The organism is Acidovorax sp. DMC1 (genome assembly GCF_056314325.1).
The window spans coordinates 133,636-152,969 of sequence record NZ_JBQUYO010000002.1; the positions used below are offsets into that span (position 1 = coordinate 133,636).

General features: G+C 66.5%; 17 protein-coding genes. 5 read left to right on the forward strand and 12 right to left on the reverse strand.

Features of this window, described 5'->3' with window-relative positions; translation table 11 throughout:
* Positions 1-4 precede the first annotated feature (4 nt).
* The 12 genes from ACT531_RS05065 to ACT531_RS05120 all read right to left on the reverse strand — a co-directional run bounded on the left by ACT531_RS05065 (position 5) and on the right by ACT531_RS05120 (position 12,773).
* Positions 5-640 (reverse strand): cysteine hydrolase family protein, encoded by a 636-nt coding sequence (locus ACT531_RS05065; protein WP_476016711.1) that lies wholly within the window; start codon positions 638-640, stop codon positions 5-7.
* The gene (locus tag ACT531_RS05070; RefSeq protein WP_476016712.1) at positions 637-2,709 is read right to left on the reverse strand and encodes a hydantoinase/oxoprolinase family protein; all 2,073 of its coding nucleotides are present in this window, start codon (positions 2,707-2,709) and stop codon (positions 637-639) included. Before ACT531_RS05070 ends, ACT531_RS05065 begins: the two co-directional genes overlap by 4 nt.
* Positions 2,706-4,418, reverse strand: a complete 1,713-nt coding sequence (locus tag ACT531_RS05075) for a hydantoinase B/oxoprolinase family protein (RefSeq protein ID WP_476016713.1) — start codon at positions 4,416-4,418, stop codon at positions 2,706-2,708. The genes ACT531_RS05070 and ACT531_RS05075 overlap by 4 nt, the downstream gene beginning before the upstream one ends.
* Positions 4,411-4,998: a LeuD/DmdB family oxidoreductase small subunit gene (locus ACT531_RS05080; protein ID WP_476016714.1), complete on the reverse strand. Its 588-nt coding sequence runs from the start codon at positions 4,996-4,998 to the stop codon at positions 4,411-4,413. The genes ACT531_RS05075 and ACT531_RS05080 overlap by 8 nt, the downstream gene beginning before the upstream one ends.
* Positions 4,995-6,281, reverse strand: coding sequence for a 3-isopropylmalate dehydratase large subunit (locus tag ACT531_RS05085; protein ID WP_476016715.1), 1,287 nt, complete (start codon positions 6,279-6,281; stop codon positions 4,995-4,997). Before ACT531_RS05085 ends, ACT531_RS05080 begins: the two co-directional genes overlap by 4 nt.
* Complete coding sequence (locus ACT531_RS05090) at positions 6,278-7,243, reverse strand: tripartite tricarboxylate transporter substrate binding protein (protein WP_476016716.1); 966 nt, start codon at positions 7,241-7,243, stop codon at positions 6,278-6,280. The genes ACT531_RS05085 and ACT531_RS05090 overlap by 4 nt, the downstream gene beginning before the upstream one ends.
* A gap of 67 nt (positions 7,244-7,310) precedes the next feature.
* The gene (locus tag ACT531_RS05095; protein ID WP_476016717.1) at positions 7,311-8,027 is read right to left on the reverse strand and encodes an ABC transporter ATP-binding protein; all 717 of its coding nucleotides are present in this window, start codon (positions 8,025-8,027) and stop codon (positions 7,311-7,313) included.
* Entirely contained in the window at positions 8,024-8,785 is a 762-nt protein-coding gene (locus tag ACT531_RS05100) for an ABC transporter ATP-binding protein (RefSeq protein WP_110958648.1), read from the reverse strand. Before ACT531_RS05100 ends, ACT531_RS05095 begins: the two co-directional genes overlap by 4 nt.
* Complete coding sequence (locus ACT531_RS05105; protein ID WP_476016718.1) at positions 8,775-9,746, reverse strand: branched-chain amino acid ABC transporter permease; 972 nt, start codon at positions 9,744-9,746, stop codon at positions 8,775-8,777. The genes ACT531_RS05100 and ACT531_RS05105 overlap by 11 nt, the downstream gene beginning before the upstream one ends.
* Entirely contained in the window at positions 9,743-10,615 is an 873-nt protein-coding gene (locus ACT531_RS05110; protein WP_110959148.1) for a branched-chain amino acid ABC transporter permease, read from the reverse strand. The genes ACT531_RS05105 and ACT531_RS05110 overlap by 4 nt, the downstream gene beginning before the upstream one ends.
* 96 nt (positions 10,616-10,711) lie before the next feature.
* Positions 10,712-11,914, reverse strand: a complete 1,203-nt coding sequence (locus ACT531_RS05115; protein ID WP_015014065.1) for an ABC transporter substrate-binding protein — start codon at positions 11,912-11,914, stop codon at positions 10,712-10,714.
* Between the two features lie 46 nt (positions 11,915-11,960).
* A complete protein-coding gene (locus tag ACT531_RS05120) occupies positions 11,961-12,773 on the reverse strand; it encodes a GntR family transcriptional regulator (protein ID WP_015014064.1) in 813 nt (270 codons plus the stop codon).
* A 232-nt stretch (positions 12,774-13,005) separates the two neighbouring features.
* On the opposite strand from ACT531_RS05120, the gene ACT531_RS05125 reads away from it, so the two are divergent.
* The 5 genes from ACT531_RS05125 to ACT531_RS05145 are packed head-to-tail and all read left to right on the forward strand — an operon-like array spanning position 13,006 to position 19,288.
* A complete protein-coding gene (locus ACT531_RS05125) occupies positions 13,006-13,764 on the forward strand; it encodes a TetR/AcrR family transcriptional regulator (RefSeq protein WP_476016719.1) in 759 nt (252 codons plus the stop codon).
* Positions 13,765-13,766: 2 nt separating this feature from the next.
* Positions 13,767-14,960: an efflux RND transporter periplasmic adaptor subunit gene (locus ACT531_RS05130; protein ID WP_476016720.1), complete on the forward strand. Its 1,194-nt coding sequence runs from the start codon at positions 13,767-13,769 to the stop codon at positions 14,958-14,960.
* A 15-nt stretch (positions 14,961-14,975) separates the two neighbouring features.
* Positions 14,976-18,158: an efflux RND transporter permease subunit gene (locus ACT531_RS05135; protein ID WP_476016721.1), complete on the forward strand. Its 3,183-nt coding sequence runs from the start codon at positions 14,976-14,978 to the stop codon at positions 18,156-18,158.
* A 41-nt stretch (positions 18,159-18,199) separates the two neighbouring features.
* Positions 18,200-18,913 carry a protein-L-isoaspartate O-methyltransferase family protein gene (locus ACT531_RS05140; RefSeq protein ID WP_422846711.1) on the forward strand — a complete coding sequence of 238 codons (714 nt, stop codon included), beginning with the start codon at positions 18,200-18,202 and terminating at the stop codon, positions 18,911-18,913.
* Positions 18,914-18,946: 33 nt separating this feature from the next.
* The gene (locus ACT531_RS05145) at positions 18,947-19,288 is read left to right on the forward strand and encodes a rhodanese-like domain-containing protein (protein WP_015014056.1); all 342 of its coding nucleotides are present in this window, start codon (positions 18,947-18,949) and stop codon (positions 19,286-19,288) included.
* Positions 19,289-19,334: the final 46 nt, after the last annotated feature.

Here is a 19,334-nt window from a genome sequence, read left to right on the forward strand (position 1 = left end):
GAATTCATGCGGAAGGGGCGGCCACAGCGGCAGCAAAGTCGGCGCAGGTCAGCACCTGGGCCACGTTGGCCATGTCGGCCACCGAGGTGTCGTGCACTGCCTGCTGGAAGGCTGCGCAGCCGTCGGACAGCACCAGCGTCTGGTAGTCGCGCATGTGCGCATCGCGCACCGTGCTGGCCACGCCCCCGTTCGTGACAATGCCACACACCGCCACGGTGGTGATGCCCGCGCGGCGCAGCACCCAGTCCAGCTGGGTGTTGAAGAAAGCCGAGTACGCCACCTTGCACACCGACACGTCCACCCACGGTGCGATCTCGGGGACATGGGCCTGGCCTGTGCTGCCGGGCGCAAAGTCGCCGCGCCGCAGAAATGGGCGCAAGGCCTTGAGGTGCGGCGACACCATGGGTTCGCCCTGCGCATCGGGCCACAGGGTGAACTGGCTGCCCACCACCATGCCGCCCGCCGCCTTGAGTGCCTTGGCCACCGCTGCCACCCGGGGTGGCAAGGCCTGGGCGGCAGCGCTCACCGCGCCACCGCGCGCGTAGGCGCCGTCCGGGGCCAGAAAGTCGTTTTGCAGGTCGATGATGACCAGCGCGGCGTGGTGCGGGTTGATGCTCGGGTTAGGTGCGCCGTGGCTCATGCTGCGCCCTCCCCGTCGGCCCGCACCAGCAGATTGCCCAGCGGGTCCACCGTGGCGCTGAAGCCAGGCTCCAGCCACACCGTGGTGTCGGGCTGCTCCAGGATGGCCGGGCCGTCGATGCGGGTGCCAACGGGCAGGTCCAGCCGTGCGTGGCGCGCGGCGTCCCACCAGCGGCCGGCGTGGAACACACGCTGCACGCCCAGCGACGGGTTCACGGTAGTGGTCTGCGGGGCGAGTACCGTCAGGTCGAACTTGGGGCGCACGCCCACGCGGGCGTAGCGCAGGTTCATCACCCGCACGGCAATGCCGTCAAGCACACGGCCAAAGGCGGCGCGGTAGGCGGCCTCGAACGCTGCGCGGATGCCTTCGTGGCTCAGCGCATCAGCCGCCACGGGCACCTGCACGGTGTGGGTCTGCCCGGCGTAGAGCATGTCGAGCGCAATGATTTCCTGCACTTCCACAAACTTCACGCCCGCTGAGTCCAGGCGCTGCTGGCAGGTGGCTGCGAGTGTGGCCACGCGCTGGCGCAGGTCGGCCACGTCCAGGTCGACCAGGGGTTTGTTCAGCGTCTGCACCGCGTCGTGGCGCATGTCAGCCATCACACAGCCCAGGGCGGAGGTGACGCCGGGGTAGCGCGGCACGATGCCCGTGCCCACGCCCACCTCGCGCATCATGGCGCACACATGCAGTGCGCCGCCGCCGCCAAAGGGCATGTAGGCAAACTGGCGCGGGTCGTGCCCGCGCTCGATGGACACCACGCGCACAGCGCCCGCCATCTTGGCGTTGGCCACCGTGAGGATGGCTTCGGCGGCTGCCATCACATCCAGGCCCAGGGGTCGGGCCACATGGGTCTCGATGGCGTCGCGCGACTTTTGCGCGTCCATGGCGGCCAGCAGGCCACCGCCCAGGGGCCGGTCGGCGGCGATACGGCCCAGCAGCACGTTGGCATCGGTGACCGTGGGCCGGGTGTTGCCCCGGCCATAGCAGGCCGGGCCGGGGATGCTACCGGCCGACTCGGGGCCCACCTGCAGCATGCCGCTGGCATCCACCGAGGCAATCGAGCCACCACCCGCGCCAATGGTCTCGATCTGGATCATGGGCGAGCGCACCACCATGCCAAATTCAATGGCCGTCTGTGCGGCCAACGCCGCCTCGCCCTTGGCCACCAGTGACACGTCGAACGAGGTACCGCCCATGTCGCCCGTGATCACATCGGGGAAGCCTGCCGCACGCGCAATCGCCGCGCAGGCAATCACACCCGCCGCCGGGCCCGAGAGCGCGGTGCGCACGGGCACATCGCAGGCCGTCTGGCGCGACATCACGCCGCCGTTACTTTGCACGATGAGCAGCTCGCCGCCAAAGCCCTGCGTGCGCAGGTCGCCCTCCAGCCGCTCCAGGTAGCTGCCCACTACGGGCTGCAGGGCGGCGTTGAGCGTGGCGGTGGAGCAGCGCTCGAACTCCCGGATTTCGGGCAGCACCTCGCTGGCGGCCGTCACATGCGGGTTGGGCCACACGCTGCGCACGGCGGCCACGGCGGCCTGCTCGTTGGCGGGGTTGGCGTAGGTGTTGATGAAGAACACGCAGACAGCCTCGCAGCCCGCCTCCAGCAGCGCGCGCGCTTGGGCTTTGACCTGCTCCACATCCACCGGTGTGTGCACTGTGCCATCGGCCAATACGCGCTCGTCCACCTCCAGCCGCAGGTTGCGCGGCACGATGGGCTCGAAGCTGCCGCGCAGGCCCCAGGTCTGCGGCCGGTCGCGGCGGCGCATCTCCAGCACGTCCCGAAAGCCGCGGGTGGTGATGATGCCGGTGCGTGCCACCTTGCGCTCCAGCAGCGCATTGGTACCCACGGTGGTGCCGTGCACGATGGTGGCGATCTGCGCGGCCGAATCGGCCACACGCGCCACGCCGTTCATGAAACCGCGCGCCTCCTCGCCCCGGGTGCTGGGCACCTTGACGATGCGGGCGCTGCCATCGCGCTCGTCCAGTACAAACAGGTCGGTGAACGTGCCGCCCACGTCCACACCCACCACATACGAAGCCTGATCCGAAACCTTGCCGCTGCTCATGCCTTGCCTTTCGCTGTGGCGGGGGCAGTGACGTAGCCCATCGCCAAATCCTTATCACGCGCTGCTGCGGCCCGTGCGGCCGGTACACCGTAGCCACCTCCACCGGGAGTTTCCAGCCGCACGCGCTCGCCCTGCTTCAGGCGGATGCCGATCATCTTGGAGCGCATAGGGGGCTGCTTCCACTCACTATTGTTTTCATAGCTGAAGACGTTCATGGAACCGGCGCTACCGCCCGAAATGCCCTGGGGTGCGGCCTTGCCGCGCTCGCCAAAGATGAAGACCTCGGCGTCATGCTCCAGCAGCTCGATTTCATAGATCGCACCCAGGCCGCCGCGGTGCTCGCCATCACCGCCCGAATCAGGGCGCAGTGCCCATTGCGTAAAGCGCACGGGGTACGCAGCCTCCAGAATTTCGAGCGGCGGGATGGTGGCGGTGGAAATCGGCGCGTTGCCATGGCTCAGGCCATCGCCATCGCTGTGCCCGCCGTGGCCGCCACCAAAAAAGCTGAACATGACCCATCGCTGGCCCTTGCGCGCGGCATCGGTGCGCAGCCCGGCGATGGACAGTGCGTTGATGGTGCCGTAGGCCTGGGCCATGGCGCGCCTGGGGTCGGCCTGCGCAGTGGCGCTGAAGATCACATCGATCATGCGCAGGATGGTCTCGGTGTAGCCACCCACCGGGCGTGGCCGTGCGGCGCTGATGACCAGGCCCTCGGGCAGCACAAAGTCCACCGCGTCCAGCACACCGGCGTTGGCGGGTACATCAGGAAACAAGTGCTTGAGCGCCACATAGCACGCCGCAATGGCCGTGGCGCGCGAGATATTGACCGGCCCGGCGCATTGCGGCGAGGTGCGCGAGAAGTCGAGCGTGAGGCGCTCGCCCTGCACCGTCATGTCGAGGGCGATGGTCAGCGCCTCATCCTTCACGCCGTCGTTGTCCAGGATGTCGCTGAAGCTGTAGCGCCCGTCGGGCAGCGCCGCAATATGCGACTGCATGAGCTTGACGGCACGCGTGCGCAGCTCACCCATGGCCTGCTGCACCTGGGCATCGCCGTACTGGTCCAGCAGGTCGTGCAGGCGGCGCTCGCCCAGATCCAGCGCGGCCAGCTGGCCGTTCAGGTCGCCCCACAGGCTGTCGGGCAGGCGGGTGTTGGCCTTGAGGATGGCGAGCACGTCGTCGTCGAACACACCGCCCCGCACGATGCGCACGGGCGGAATCTGCACCGCCTCTTGCCAGCACTCGGTGGCGGCCGGGTTGTAGTTGCCAGGCACGGCGCCGCCCACGTCGTGCCAATGCGCGGCCGATGCCAAGAAGCAAAACAGCTGGCCGTTGCGGAAGAACGGGCGTACCAGCTTGAAGTCGTTGGCGTGGGTGCCGCCCTCGTAGGGGTCGTTGAACAGCCAGGTATCCCCCGCTGTGATGCCGCCGCGCTCGCCCGCTGCCCGCATGGCAGCACGCACGGCAAAGGCCATGGCGCCCACAAACACAGGCAGGCCGGACTTGCCTTGCACCAGCGTGTCGCCGGTGGTGGCGTCGTACAGGCCGTGGCAGGCATCGTGCGCCTCGGCAATGATGGGGTTGAACGCGCTGCGGTAGAGCGTGGCGTCCATCTCGTCAGCGATCTGTTCCAGCCGACCGCGCAGCACGGCCAAGGTGACCGGGTCCATGACTGGGGCCATGGGCGGCGGGGTGGGTGTGTGTTCAGCCATGCAGGGGCTCCTTGTCAAAGCGGGCGCGCAGCTGGTTCATCAGCCCACCGGCGCGCACCATGTCCAAAAGAAACGGGGGAATCGGGTCGCAGGCCAGCACACGCCCCTGGGCGGTGGTGACCGAAGGTGTTTGTTCGTTCAAGGTGATGCCCTCCCCCTCCCCGATGGTCTCGGCCTCGGGGCAGGTCAGCAGCAGCAGGCCCAGGTTGAACGCGTTGCGAAAGTAGAGGCCGCTGAACGACGGCGCAATCACCGCCGCCACGCCCAGGCGCACCAGCAAGGCAGCCGCCTGCTCGCGCGACGAGCCAATGCCAAAGTTGGGCCCGGCGACGATCACATCGCCCTTGCGCACGCCCGCCACAAAGTCGGGGCGTACGGATTCGAGGCAGTGGCGCGCCAGCACGTCGATGCCGTGCTTCATGGCGTGGCCGGGGGCCAGCACGTCGGTGTCGATGTCGGCACCCAACTTCCAGACTCGTGCCCCCACGCTCCCCACTGCGCGTGGTTCGCTGCCCCCCGAGGGGGCCGGGCCTTGTTGGGGGCGGCCCGGCGCTGCGGCCATGCGGTGTTCGCTCGTCATGCCAGCACCTCACGGGGATCAGTGATGCAGCCACGCAGGGCCGAGGCCGCCACCGTGTAGGGCGAGGCCAGGTACACCTGCGCCGTGGGCGAGCCCATGCGACCCTTGAAATTGCGCGCCGTGCTGGAGATAACGTTGGTGGCGTCGCCCACCGTGTCGCCATAGCCCGCGCAGGCCCCACAGGTGGTGGGAAACAGCTCGGCCCCTGCGTCCTGCAGCACCTGCAGCACGCCTTCGGCCTGGGCGGCGGCCTGGTCGCGCTGGCTGGCGGGCGCCACCATCAGGCGCACGCCAGGGGCTACCTGCTTTCCACGCAGTACGCTGGCGGCGGCGCGCAAGTCGTCCAGCTTGGCGCCAGTACAGGCGCCGATGTAGGCCACATCGATGCCCTGCCCAGCATGCTGCGCCACGGGTGCGGCATTGGCGGGGCTGTGGGGGGCGGCGACCTGGGGCGTGAGTGTGGTGGCGTCGAAGGTGTGGCGCGTCAGGTCAGCGCCTTCGTCCGTGCGCCAGGCATCCAGCCCCTGCAGATCTGCATCGGGCACACCCGCAGCCCGCAGCCAGTCGCGGGTGGTGTTGTCGGGGGCAATCAGCCCGGCCTGTGCGCCCAGCTCGGCGCTCATGTTGGACAGGGTCATGCGCTCTTGCATGCCCAGCGCCTGCACGGCGGGGCCGGCAAATTCCACGGCCTGGTACTGGCCGCCGTTCATGCCAAAGCGGCCAATCATGTGCAGCATCATGTCCTTGGCGGTCACGCCCACAGCCAGCTGGCCGCTCCAGTGCATTTGCAGAGTATGGGGCACGCGCAGCCAGATCTCACCGGTGACCACTACGCCCAGCATCTCGGTGCTGCCGATGCCAAACATGTAGGCGCCAAACGCGCCGCCCGTGGGCGAATGCGAGTCGCCGCCCACGCAGAACATGCCGGGGCGGATGTGGCCGTGCTGGGGCACCACCACATGGCAGATGCCCTGGCCGTCGTACACATGGGGCAAATCCTGCTCGCGCGCCCAGTCGCGGGCGATGCGCACGATACGGCGGGATTCGTCGTCGCGCTCGGGCAGGTAGTGGTCCATCACCAGGACCACGCGGCGCTTGTCCCAGATCTGGGCGCCCAGCTCTTCCAGCATGGGCTTGAGCCGGCGTGGGCCGGACGAGTCGTGGAACATGGCCAGATCGACGCGGCAATTGACGATCTCGCCGGGCGTGACGCGGTCGCGGCCACTGGCGCGGGCCACGAGCTTCTGCGCCAGCGTGCTCGGGGGGCTGAGTGGGAGGCTCATTCGGGCTTGGCTCCGGAAAACTGCACCACCTTGGCCCAGCGCGGGATCTCGGCCTGCACAAAGCGCGCAAACTCTTCGGGGCTGTTGCCCACGGGCACGGCACCTTCGTGCTCCAGGCGCCGCTTCACATCGGGCGAGGCGATGGCCTGGCGCGCGGCGTCGCTGATGCGCTTGGCCAGCTCCGGGTTCATCTGCCCCGGGCCGAACAGCCCGAACCAGGCACTGGACTCATAACCGGGCAGCACCTCGGCAATCGCGGGCACATCGGGGAACGCGGGCAGGCGCTGCGCACTGGTCACCCCCAGCGCCTTGAGCTTGCCCGCGCGGATCTGCGCCTGGGCGTTGCCCACGGCGGCAAACATCAGCTCCACCTGCCCGGCCAGCACATCCTGCAGCGCGGGCGCAGTACCCCGGTACGGAATGTTGACGATGTAAGCACCCGACTGCATCTTGAACGCGTCCCCCGCCAGGTGCAGCGACGAGCCCACGGCGCCGATCGCAAAGTTGAGCTTGCCGGGCTTGGCCTTGGCCAGGGCGATCAGCTCCCGCACATCCTTGGCGGGCACGGCGGGGTTGGCCACCAGCACCGAGGGCGAGGTCGCCACGCAGGTCAGCGGCGTGAAGTCCTTGATGGGGTCGAACGGCAGCGTCTTGTACAGGCTGGCGTTGATGGCATGGCTGGTGAAGCTCATCAGCAGGGTATTGCCATCGGGCGCGGCCTTGGCCACTGCGTCGGCCGCGATGTTGCCGCCCGCGCCAGGTCGGTTCTCGACAATGACGGTGCGGCCCAGCAGGCGGCCCATTTCGATGGCCAGGGTGCGCGCCAGCGTGTCGGTGGAGCCACCGGCTGGCGCCCCCACCAGGATGCGGATGGGGGTATTGCCTTGGGCCAGCGCGAGCGGGCCCTGCCACAGGGCGGGCGCGGCGCCCAGGGCAACCAAGATGTGACGGCGTGAAGTCATGGGGTGTGTCTCCAATCCTGTGGTTTTGTGACTTGTGGGGTGGTGGCTTGCGGGGCAAGTGCAGGCATCACAGCCCCAGATAGGCGCGGCGCAGGTCGTCGCTGCGCAACAGATCGGCGGGGGCACCCGAGAAGCGGATGCTTCCGTTTTCCATCACGTAGGCGCGGTCGGCGATTTCGAGGGATTGGCCCACGTTCTGCTCCACCAGCATTACCGCCAGGCCTGTGGAGCGCAACTGTCGGATCAGGCCAAACATCTCTTCGACCAGCAGCGGCGAAAGGCCCAGCGAAGGCTCGTCAAGGATGAGCAGGCGCGGCTCGGCCATCATTCCGCGGCCAATGGCCAGCATCTGCTGCTCGCCGCCGCTCATGGTGCCGGCGAGCTGCAGGGTGCGCTCCTTCAGGCGCGGGAAGGTGGCGAACACCTTGTCGATGTTCTCGGCGCGGCGCTCGCGCGCCCGGGTGAAGCTGCCGAGCGCCAGGTTCTCCATCACGCTCAGGTTGGGGAATATCTTGCGGCCTTCGGGCACCTGGATCAGGCCCGCCTTGACGACCTCGGTGTAGTGGGCGCCGCTGAGGTCGGCCCCATCAAACGCCACCTTGCCCGCCCAGGCCTTGTAGATGCCGCAGACCACGTTGTTGAGCGTGGACTTGCCCGCGCCATTGCTGCCCACCAGCGCCACAGTCTCGCCGGGCTGCACCTGCAGGTCTACGCCCCGCAGCACTTCCACGCGGCCGTAGCCGCCGCGCAGGCCGGTGATTTCCAGCAAGGGGGCGGTGCTCATGCGGCCTCCTGCGGTGCGGCGGCGCGCAAACGGGCGGCGGTGCCGTGGCCGAGGTAGGCCTCGATCACACGCTCGTCCGAGGTGACCTGCGCGGGGTTGCCCTGCGCAATGAGCTGGCCCTGGGCCAGCACCCACACATGCTCAGCCAGGTTCATCACCGCCTGCATGACGTGTTCGATCATCAACACGGTCACGCCACCATCGGCAATGCCGCGCACCACGGGAATCATCTCGGCAATCTCCTGGGGGTTGAGGCCAGCCAGCACTTCATCGAGCAGCAGCAGCCGCGGCCGGGTGGCCAGGGCGCGCGCCAGCTCCAGGCGCTTGCGGCCCGCCACCGTGAGGTCGGCTGCAGGTTTGTCCAGCTGCGGGGCCAGGCCCACACGGGCAGCGACTTCGCTGGCCAACTCCAGGGCGGCACGGCGATTGGGCTCTTTGAGGTGGGCGCCCACAGCAATGTTTTCACGCACGGTCTGCGCTGCGAAAGGCTGCACGATCTGGAACGTGCGCGTCATGCCCAGCCGGGCGTTGAGGTGCGGGGCCTGGCCCGTGATGTCCTGGCCCGCAAAGCGCACGGTGCCTGTGTCGGGCCGTACAAAACCTGACATCAGTGCAAAGAGCGTGGTCTTGCCTGCTCCATTGGGGCCGATCAGTGCGGTCAACGAGCCCTCAGGCACCGCCAGGCTCACGTTTTGCACGGCTTTCAGGCCGCCAAAGGATTTGCTCAGCCCGCTGAGCTGCAACAGGTCATTCGCCATGGCGGCCTCCCGAACGTTTCCACACCGCCACCACCGACTGCCCGATGCCCGCAATGCCACGGGGCAGGAACATCACGATGAGCACCAGCACCACGCCGTAAATCACCATGTTGATGCCCGGCAGCTGGCCGAACAGGTTGCGCGTGACGTCGGCCAGGATGTGCAGCACCAGCGCACCCAGCACAGGGCCCCACACAGTGCCAATGCCACCCACGATGGCCGCCACCAGGGCCTCCACCGACGTTACCGAACCGTAGGCAATGCCTGGGTCGATGTACTGGAACACCTGCACATAGAACGCCCCGGCTGCCCCCATGAAGCCGCCCGACAGGGCAATGGCGCCCATCTTCACGCCGAATGGATTGACGCCGATGGCGCGCGCCGCGTCTTCGTTGTCGCGCACGGCCTGCAGCCAGGCACCAAAACGCGAGTTCTTGAGCCACCAGCTGACCAGCAGCGCCAGCGTGACCAGCGCAAGGATCAGGAAGACAAAGCCCTTGCGCGAGCCAAACTGCATGTTGGAGAGCAACTCCTTAAGCGGCAGCATCAGCCCCACGCCTGCGCCAGTGAACGGCACCGACAGCGCCAGGATGCGAAACACTTCGGCAAAGGCCAGCGTGACCAGCGCGAAGTACGAGCCCTTGAGCCCGTAGCGGAACGACAGCCCGCCCACGAACAGCCCCACCAGCGCGCTGCCGGCCACTGCCATAGGCAATGCCAACCAGGGGTTGATGCCCCCTTGCATCTGGGCAATGGCCTGGATGTAGGCCCCCGTGCCAAAGAACAATGCGTGCCCGAACGAGAACTGGCCGCCAAAGCCCCCGAGGATGTTCCACGCCTGCGCCAGCAGCGCCGCATACAGCGACATCATCACGAAATTGAGCAACACGCCAGAGTCGGAAAACGCTGCGATGGCCGCCACGACGACGGCAAACAATCCAATGCTTGCAAGCTGCTTCATGCCTTGGCTCCAAACAAGCCCTGCGGGCGGAACAGCAACACGGCGATGAAGATGGCAAAGATGCCGATCTGGCCCAGCGATTCACCCAGGTACAGGCCGCCCAGCGACTCCACCACGCCGATCAGCAGACCGCCCACCAGCGCGCCGGTAAAGCTGCCCATGCCTCCCAGCACCACGATGGTGAACGCGACCAGGACAAAGCCGCTGCCCACCTGCGGGTTCACGTAATACGCGGGGAGCAGAAAGCACGCGGCAGCGCCCAGGCAGGCCAGACCAATGCCAAAGCTCATGGCATACACATGGTCCACATTGATGCCCATGAGCTTGGCGCCGTGCTTCTCCTTGGCCACGGCGCGGATGGCGCGGCCCAGGTCGGTGCGGCCCACGATCCACAGCAGCACGGCCGACACCACCAGCGCACCAGCAAAGGCGACCAGCTTGGGCAAGGCGATCATGGCCGGACCCACCGCCACGGTGGTGAGGGTGTAGGCCGTGTCGATGGTGCGTGTGTCGGATTTGAAGAACAACAGCGCGAGGTTTTCCATCACGATGGAAATGCCCAGCGTGACGAGCAGGATGTTTTCGTCCTTGCCATGGCTGGCGCGGTTGATGACCAGGCGCTGCAGCGCATAACCCAGGGCGAACATACCCGGCACCAGGATGGGCAGCGCCAGGTAAGGGTCCAGCCCGAAGTGCTGCTTGAGCAGGTACACCGCGTACAGCGCCAGCATCAGCGACGCGCCATGCGCGAAGTTGATGATGTGCAGCACGCCATAAATCAGCGTGAGCCCGAGCGCGATGAGGGCATACACCGCGCCCGTGGTCAGGCCGTTGAGGACCGACGGAAAGAGGATGCTGAGGTCGAACATGGAGGGAATGGACGCCATTCAGGCAAAGACGCGGCCTGGCGCCTCGGTATGAGGCGCCCCGCAGCCCCTGCGATCAGGGCTGAAAAGTGGTGGGTGTCAGGCCTTCAGCGGGAACAGCGGGTCCGCTTCGCGGTAGTCGCGCGGGATGATGACCTTGATGTCCTTGTTCAGCACCTGGGTCATGAGCGGCTGGGCGCCCTGGTTCTGCCCGGCCACGAACTTGGTGGGGCCGTACGGCATGATGTGATCGGCAAAGGTGCTCTTTTCCAGTGCGTCGATCAGCGCCGCGCGGTCTGCCGACTTGGCACGCTCCAGCGCATCGGCCAGCAGCCACATCGAGGTGTAAGTCATGAACAGCTCGTAGCTGAAGAACAGGCCCTTGGCCTCGACGCGCTTCTTGAGGTCCTGCGCGCGCTTGTCCTTGGGGTTGAACCAGTGGTTGCAGTCGATGATGCCGTTGGCTGCGTCCGGAAACTCCTTGACGAACTTGTAGCTCGACGCCGCACCGCCCAGCACCGAATAGATGGCCTTGGGCGTGACCTTTTGCTGCTGCATGGTGCGCACCAGCAGCGCGTATTCGTTGTAGTAGTTGGCGGGGATGACGATGTCCGGGTTCACCGCCTTCATGCGCAGCACGATGTTATTGAAATCGCGCGTGGGATTGGCGTGCTTGATGACCTCCTTGACTTCGTAGCCGTAGCCCGGCAGTTCGCGCGACAGCAGCTGGGCAGTGCCCGAGCCAAACAGCGATTCCTCGTGGATGATCATCACCGTCTTGGCGGGCTTGCCGGCTGCGGTGTTCAGCACATGCAGGTTGGCCATGGCGGTTTCAGTGCACTTCTTGTAGCCCGGGCCAAAACGGAAGGTGTTCTTCAGACCCCGTTCCACGATCTGGTCGGCCACACCCACGTCCACGATGTGCGGCAGGTTGTATTTGGCGGCGGCCTGCGTGGTGGCCAGGCAGATGGCCGAGGCAAACGCCCCCACCACGGCTGAAACGCCCGCTTCATTCATCTTCTCGACCTCGGCGGCACCGGCCTGGGGCTGCGACTGCGCGTCGCCCAGCAGCGCTTCGAGCTTGGCACCGCCCAGGGCCTTGATGCCGCCCGCCTTGTTGATGTCCTCGATGGCCATCATCGCGCCTTCACGGCATTGCTGGCCCGAATAGGCCAGTGCCCCGGTCACGGGGTGCAGCACCCCCACCTTGACGGACTTGGCCTGGGCACCGCCCACCAGTGGGAAGGCCAGTGCCGACGCGGCGGCAGCCGACTGGGTCATGAAATGGCGGCGAGTACTCATGGGCATTCTCCTGGCAGGTAGGTAGGGTTGAGGTGGGGGATGGAATTCAGTGAAACTGGGCCGACAGCTCTTTGCTGACCCAGACCTTGGCATCGATGCTGCCCACGCGGGACAGCTGCATTTCATATTCGTAGCGGTCTGGCCGGTACAACCCGTGCAGCCATTGCACCGGGCGCTCCTGGTCGTCGTAAATGAGGCGGCGCACGGCCAGCAGCGCCGATCCCACCGAGACATCCAGGTGCCTGGCCACCACGGCATCGGCCAGCTTGGCCGAAATGGTCTGGTGCGCGCGGCCTACCTTGACGCCGGATTCTTCAAGCAGCACCAGAATGGGTTTGCGTGCCAGCTCACGCCGCCCAAACTGGCGCGCTATGTCGGCAGGGACATAGGTGGTGATATGCGACAGCGGCCCCTCTTTGGTGCTACGAACGCGCACCGCTTTTTGCACGGCATCGCCGACTGCGATGTTCAGCGCCCCGGCCACCGCGCGGGACGCGGTAACGGTATCCACATCCAGCACCTTGACGGAGGTGCGTAGGCCCATGCTGACCAGGTTCTCCAGCAGGCCGGTCAGGTGCGCCCGGCTGTTTTCGCCGTCGCCACCTGCGTCGTTTGCGTGGGTCGCAGCGGGGGGGACCGGCCGGGTGCCCCGGCCGGGCTCGCGGGAGATCATGCCCTCGCCCTCCAGCAGCTCCAGCGCGCGGCGCACCGTGACACGCGCCACAGCGAACTGCCGCATCAGCGCCAGCTCGCCCGGCAAGCCATCGGCAAACCGGCCTTCCTGCAACTGCTCGCGCAGCACCAGATAGATCTGGTGGTACTTGGGGAGTGGCAGGTTGTTGGACGGCATGGAAGTCATATTAGGAATAGTTCTAATGTCCTGTCAATAAGACATTTAGGAGTGAAATTTGCCATGCTGAGGACATTTGCGTTGCCGGTGCACAGCACCGAGTGCACGCAACCGCCGTGCCAGCCAACGGCGCTTCGACACCCAACACGCGCCTTTTTTGGCGGCACAGGGCACGGCCGCATTGACGCTCCTACAGGCATTGGCTACATTACTAACCAGTCAGTCATTAAAAATAGCCGGTTTGACCACTCCCCCCCCAACCTCCACTGCTACGACCAGCACCAAACGCGAGCGCCGCAAGGAAGCCCGCCCGGGAGAGCTGCTGGAGGCCGCACTCGACCTGTTTGTCGAGAAGGGGTTTGCCGCCACACGGGTGGACGAGGTGGCGGCGCGCGCCGGAGTGTCCAAAGGCACGCTGTTTCTGTACTTCCCCAGCAAGGAAGAACTCTTCAAGGCGGTGGTGCGCGAGAACATCGCCGGGCGCTTTGCCGAATGGAACAACGAGCTGGAAAGCTTCGTGGGCACCACCAGCGAGGTGCTGCGGTATTGCTATCAGGTCTGGTGGGAGCGCATCGGCGCCACCAAGGCATCCGGCATCACCAAGCTGATGCTGAGCGAAGCACAAAACTTCCCCGAAATCGCCCAGTTCTATCAGCAAGAGGTCATCCTTCCCGGCCAGGCGCTGGTCCGCCGCATCCTGGAGCGGGGCATTGCCCGGGGCGAGTTCCGCCCGGTGAACCTGGACTACGCGGTGTACCTGGTGCTGGCGCCCATGATCTTTTTGACGCTGTGGAAACACTCGCTGGGCGCCTGCGTGCCCGACTCGATGGAGATGACGCCCGAGCAGTACATCGAGACCCAGGCGGACAACATCCTCCATGGCCTGTGTGTGCGCGCTGAGGCATCCGCCGGCACAAGCGCCTGTCACGATCCGTCGGCTGGCGCACAGCCCTCCCCCTCTTCTCTCCCCCCCTCCTCCAAGCGCTCGCGCACCTCCTGACCATGAAACGCTGGATTCCCTGGATGGCTGCGGCCATCGTTGTCGTGCTGCTCGGCGGCGGCGTGTGGCGGGCCATGGCGGCGCGGCAGGCGCAGCAAAAGGCCTTGGCCGAGGCATCTACCCAGCGCGCCGAGGCACCGCTGCAACTGGCTGCCGATGAGGTGGTCACCGTGCAGTCGTCCCAGCTCTCCTTGGGGGTGCCGGTGTCGGGCTCTTTGCGGGCGGTGGACTCGGCCATGGTGAAGGCCCGTGTGGCGGGCGAACTGCAGGGCCTGACCTTGCGCGAGGGCGATACCGTCAAGGCGGGCCAGGAAGTGGCACGAATCGACCCCACCGAAGCCCGCGCTCGACTGCGCCAGGCCCAGCAGCAAGCCGATGCCGCCAAGTCGCAGGTGGACATCAACCAGCGGCAGTACAACAACAACCGCGCGCTGGTGGACCAGGGCTTTATCTCCGTCACCGCGCTGGTCACTTCGCAGGCCAGCCTGGAGGCCGCCCAGTCCAGCTACCAGGCCGCTGTGTCGGCTGCTGACGTGGCGCGCAAGGCGCTGGAGGACACCGTGCTCAAGAGCCCGATCAGCGGCCTGGTCGCGCAGCGCCTTGCCCAGCCGGGCGAGCGGGTGCCTGTAGACGCCCGCATCATTGAAGTGGTGGACCTGTCCCGCCTGGAACTCGAAGCCCTGCTCACCCCCGCCGATTCGCTGGCCGTGCGTGTGGGCCAGAAGGCCCAACTGACGGTGGAAGGCGCTGCAACCCCGGTGCAAGCCACGGTGGTGCGCATCAACCCAAGCGCCCAGACGGGCAGCCGCACGGTGCCGGTCTATCTGCGGGTAGACCAACCGGCCCAAACCGCCAGCCTGCGCCAGGGCCTGTTTGTGCAAGGCCTGTTGACCACCGGCAGCGCCCAGGTGTTGACCGTGCCTCTGGACGCCGTGCGCACCGACAAGCCCGCCCCCTACCTGCAGACCATCAAGGACGGCCGCGTGGCCTATGCACCGGTGCAGACCGGCGCCCGCGCCGTGGTCAACGGACAGACCCTGGTGGCAGTGGATGGCGTGCCCGTGGGCACGACCGTCATTGCGGGCCGCATGGGCTCGCTGCGCGAAGGCACGCCCGTGACCGCAGCGCAGGCCGCTGTCGCGTCCCAGGCCTCCGCGCCTGCACCCGCTCCCGCTGCCTCGCGCACGACACCCTGAGCGGGCTGACGCGCCATGTGGTTCACCAAAGTCAGTCTTAAAAACCCCGTGTTCGCCACGATGGTGATGCTCGCCATCGTCGTGCTGGGCCTGTTCTCGTACCAGCGCCTCAAGGTCGATCAGTTTCCCAACATCGACTTCCCGGTGGTGGTGGTCACCGTGGACTACCCCGGTGCGTCGCCTGAAATCGTCGAGAGCGAGGTCACCAAGAAGATCGAAGAAGGTGTCAACTCGATTGCGGGCATCAACGCCCTCACCTCGCGCAGCTATGAGGGCACGGCGGTTGTCATCATTGAGTTCCAGCTCCACATCGACGGCCGCAAGGCCGCCGAGGATGTGCGCGAAAAGGTCGCCACCGTGCGCCCCTTGCTGCGCACCGAGGTCAAGGAGCCACGCGTGCTGCGCTTTGACCCTGCCAGCCGCGCCGTATGGTCGCTGGCCGTGTTGCCCGACGAAAAATCGGGTCGCAGCGCGGTGGAACTGACAACCTGGGCCGAGCAGATCCTGAAGAAGCGCCTGGAAAACGTGCGCGGCGTGGGCGCGGTGAACCTGGTGGGTGCTACCAAGCGCGAAATCAACATCTACCTCAACCCGCAGGCCCTGGAAGCCTTTGGCGTGACCCCCGACCAGGTGGCCAATGCCGTGCGCAACGAGAACCAGGACCTGCCCGTGGGTGCGATCCGCTCGCTGGCGCAGGAGCGCGTGGTGCAGATCGACGCGCGCATGGAGCGGCCCGAGGATTTCGGCAAGATCATCGTGGCCCGCAAGAACGGGGCGCCGGTGCGCCTGGACCAGGTGGCCCGCGTCAACGACGGCGCGCAGGAAGTGGAAAGCCTGGCGCTCTACAACGGCCAGCGCACGCTGCTTCTGTCGGTGCAAAAGTCGCAGGGCGAGAACACCATTGAGGTGGTCGATGGCCTGAACGCCGCCGTGGTGGAACTGAAGAACCAGCTGCCACCCGGGGTGCGGCTCGAAACCATTGGCGATAGCGCCCGCCCGATCCGCGTGGCGGTCAACAACGTGCGACAGACGCTGATCGAGGGGGCCATCCTCACGGTGCTCATCGTGTTTCTGTTCCTGAACTCCTGGCGCTCCACCGTGATCACCGGGCTGACCCTGCCCATCGCGCTGATCGGCACGTTCCTGTTCATGAACATGTTTGGCTTCACCATCAACATGATCACGCTCATGGCGCTGAGCCTGTGCGTGGGGCTGCTGATCGACGACGCCATCGTGGTGCGCGAGAACATCGTGCGCCACGTGCAGATGGGCAAAGGCGCCTACGCGGCCGCCATGGACGGCACGCAGGAGATCGGCCTGGCGGTGCTGGCCACCACGCTGTCCATCGTGGCAGTGTTCATGCCCATCGGCTTCATGGGCGGCATCATCGGCAAGTTCTTCCACGAGTTCGGCATCACCATCGTCGCGGCGGTGATGATTTCGATGTTTGTGAGCTTCACGCTCGACCCGATGCTGTCGAGCATCTGGCACGACCCGAGCATTCATGCGCACGGCCAAAAGACGGCGCCCGTCACCTTCTACGACAAGACCATTGGCCGCGTCACCGGCTGGTTTGATCGCGCCACCGATGCGCTGGCAGAGGGCTATCAGCACATCCTGCGGTGGTCGCTGGTGCACAAGCTGGCCACCATGGTCATCGCCCTGGCGGTGTTCGTGCTGAGCGTGGTCATGGTGCCGCTGCTGGGCACCGAGTTTGTGCCCAAGGCCGATTTTTCAGAGACCTCCCTCAATTTCTACACCCCCGTGGGTTCGTCGCTCGAGGCCACCGAGGCCAAGGCCAGGCAGGTGGAAGGCATCCTGCGCGAGATGCCCGAGGTGCGTTACACGCTGTCCACCATCAACACCGGCAACGCCCAAGGCAAGATGTACGCCAGCATCTATGTGCGGCTGGTGGACCGCAAGGACCGCAGCCGCAGCGTGGACCAGATGTCCGACGTGCTGCGCGAACGCCTCAAGACCGTGCCCGGCATCACTGTGACCCATGTGGGCCTGCTGGACGCGGTGGGCGGACAGAAACAGGTGGAGTTCTCGCTGCAGGGGCCCGACCTGCGCGAACTGGAGCGCCTGACCAAAATCGTCACCGAGAAGATCCGTGGCATCCCCGGCCTGGTGGACCTGGACACCAGCGCCAAGCCTGACAAGCCCGTGATTGCGCTGGATGTGAAGCGTGAAGTGGCGTCGGACCTGGGCCTGTCGGTGGCGCCCATGGCGGCCTCGCTGCGCACGCTGGTGGCAGGCACCACGGTGGGCAACTGGCGTGCGCCCGACGACCAGACCTATGACGTGAATGTGCGCCTGGCGCCCGAGGCGCGCACCACCCCGGCCGACCTGGAGCGCCTGCCCTTTGCCCTGGCCGCCAACGATGGTACGACCCGCATCGTGCGCCTGAACCAGGTCGCCAGCGTCACCGAATCCACCGGCGCCAACCAGATCAACCGCCGCGACCTGACCCGCGAAGTGGCGGTGAACGCCAACGTGTCCCAGCGCTCGGCCGGTGAAGTGTCGAACGACATCAAGAAGGCGCTGGAGACCGTGACCTTCCCGCCGGGCTATCGCTACCAGTTTGGCGGCTCCACGAAGAACATGGCCGAATCGTTTGGCTACGCCATCTCGGCGCTGGCCATGGCCATCATCTTCATCTACATGATCCTGGCTAGCCAGTTCAAGAGCTTCCTGCAGCCGCTGGCGCTCATGACCTCGCTGCCGCTCACGCTGATCGGCGTGGTGCTGGCGCTGCTGATGTTCCGCTCCACGCTGTCGATGTTCTCCATCATTGGCGTAGTGATGCTGATGGGCCTGGTGACCAAGAACGCCATCCTGCTGGTGGACTTTGCGATCCGCGCCCGCGAGGAGCACGTGAACGACCAGGGCCAGACCGCGCCAGGCCTGCCCCGCGCCGACGCCCTGCTGCTGGCCGCGCGCGTGCGGCTGCGCCCCATCCTTATGACCACGCTGGCCATGATCTTCGGCATGGTGCCCCTGGCGTTTGCGCTGTCCGAAGGCTCGGAACAGCGCGCGCCCATGGGCCAGGCGGTGATTGGCGGCGTCATTACGTCTTCCCTGTTGACCCTGGTGGTGGTGCCGGTGGTGTATTGCTACATGGACGACTTGGCCCAGTGGGCCCTTCGCAAGATGGGACGCGCTCCGGCAGCGCCTAAAATCGAAGGTTTGTCCTGATCGTCCCGATCGGCCTTGCATCTGCCCCACGGAGAAATCCCATGAACCTGCCCCTGAACACGTCCGCCAACATCAGCGACCCCGTCGCCCAGGCCCGCTACAACATGATCGAGCAGCAGATCCGCCCCTGGAACGTGCTCGATGCCGACGTGCTGGACCTGCTGGCCGTGGTGCGCCGCGAAGACTTTGTGCCCCCGGCCTACCGCAGCATGGCCTTCATGGACATTGAAGTCCCGCTGCTGGGCAATGACGCCGAAGAGGCCGTCCGCAAGGGACACAGCATGCTGCAGCCCCGCGTAGAGGCCCGCATTCTGCAAGATCTGCGGGTTTTGCCCACCGACCGCGTGCTCGAAATCGGCGCAGGCTCGGGCTACATGGCCGCCCTACTGGCTGCTCGTGCCGAACGTGTGGTCTCCCTCGAAATCGACCCCGAGCTGGCCGAAATGGCCCGAGAGAACCTGCGCGATGCCGGCGTGCAAAACGCCGACGTGCGCCAGGGCGACGGTGCCCGCGATGCGATCCCGGACGGTCCGTTCGACGTGATCGTGCTCAGCGGCTCCGTGGCCGAGGTGCCCAGCCACCTGCTGGCCCTGCTGCGTGACGGTGGCCGACTAGGCGCCATCGTGGGCAGCGAGCCCGTGATGCGTTTCACCGTTACCCGCCGCACCGGCGACCGCTTTGAGACCACGTCGCCGTGGGACACCATCGCGCCGCGCCTGGTGAACTTCCCCGAGCCCTCTGGCTTCACGTTCTGACCCCCTGCCCTTCGGTTGTCTTCGGAGTTTTGCATGATCGATCACGTCCGCCCCGCCCAGCTGTCTGCCTGGTTTGCCTCCGCGCCGGAAGGCAGCCGGCCCCTGGTGCTGGACGTGCGTGAGCCCTGGGAGCTGCAGACCGCCAGTGTGCGCGCCGACGGGTTTGAGCTGGTGGCCATCCCCATGGGCGAGTTGCCCGCGCGCCTGGCTGAGCTGGACCCCGCGCGTCCCATCGCCTGCCTGTGCCACCACGGCGCCCGCAGCCTGCGCGTGGCCTCGTTCTTGCAGCACCACGGGTTCGAGCATCTGGCCAATATCACCGGTGGCATCGACGCCTGGTCGCACGAAAGCGACCCGGCGGTGCCGCGCTACTGATGCCATGGGGTTGTATGGACCGCACTTTTCAGCTTGTGGCCCCATG

Excerpts from the sequence above, each read along its gene's own strand:
- ACT531_RS05135 (WP_476016721.1), top strand. The coding sequence starts at position 14,976 with ATGTGGTTCACCAAAGTCAGTCTTAAAAACCCCGTGTTCGCCACGATG.
- ACT531_RS05120 (WP_015014064.1), bottom strand. The coding sequence starts at position 12,773 with ATGACTTCCATGCCGTCCAACAACCTGCCACTCCCCAAGTACCACCAG.
- ACT531_RS05105 (WP_476016718.1), bottom strand. The coding sequence starts at position 9,746 with ATGAAGCAGCTTGCAAGCATTGGATTGTTTGCCGTCGTCGTGGCGGCC.
- ACT531_RS05085 (WP_476016715.1), bottom strand. The coding sequence starts at position 6,281 with ATGAGCCTCCCACTCAGCCCCCCGAGCACGCTGGCGCAGAAGCTCGTG.
- ACT531_RS05090 (WP_476016716.1), bottom strand. The coding sequence starts at position 7,243 with ATGACTTCACGCCGTCACATCTTGGTTGCCCTGGGCGCCGCGCCCGCC.
- ACT531_RS05100 (WP_110958648.1), bottom strand. The coding sequence starts at position 8,785 with ATGGCGAATGACCTGTTGCAGCTCAGCGGGCTGAGCAAATCCTTTGGC.
- ACT531_RS05075 (WP_476016713.1), bottom strand. The coding sequence starts at position 4,418 with ATGGCTGAACACACACCCACCCCGCCGCCCATGGCCCCAGTCATGGAC.
- ACT531_RS05080 (WP_476016714.1), bottom strand. The coding sequence starts at position 4,998 with ATGACGAGCGAACACCGCATGGCCGCAGCGCCGGGCCGCCCCCAACAA.
- ACT531_RS05110 (WP_110959148.1), bottom strand. The coding sequence starts at position 10,615 with ATGTTCGACCTCAGCATCCTCTTTCCGTCGGTCCTCAACGGCCTGACC.
- ACT531_RS05095 (WP_476016717.1), bottom strand. The coding sequence starts at position 8,027 with ATGAGCACCGCCCCCTTGCTGGAAATCACCGGCCTGCGCGGCGGCTAC.
- ACT531_RS05070 (WP_476016712.1), bottom strand. The coding sequence starts at position 2,709 with ATGAGCAGCGGCAAGGTTTCGGATCAGGCTTCGTATGTGGTGGGTGTG.
- ACT531_RS05140 (WP_422846711.1), top strand. The coding sequence starts at position 18,200 with ATGAACCTGCCCCTGAACACGTCCGCCAACATCAGCGACCCCGTCGCC.
- ACT531_RS05115 (WP_015014065.1), bottom strand. The coding sequence starts at position 11,914 with ATGAGTACTCGCCGCCATTTCATGACCCAGTCGGCTGCCGCCGCGTCG.
- ACT531_RS05065 (WP_476016711.1), bottom strand. The coding sequence starts at position 640 with ATGAGCCACGGCGCACCTAACCCGAGCATCAACCCGCACCACGCCGCG.
- ACT531_RS05145 (WP_015014056.1), top strand. The coding sequence starts at position 18,947 with ATGATCGATCACGTCCGCCCCGCCCAGCTGTCTGCCTGGTTTGCCTCC.
- ACT531_RS05130 (WP_476016720.1), top strand. The coding sequence starts at position 13,767 with ATGAAACGCTGGATTCCCTGGATGGCTGCGGCCATCGTTGTCGTGCTG.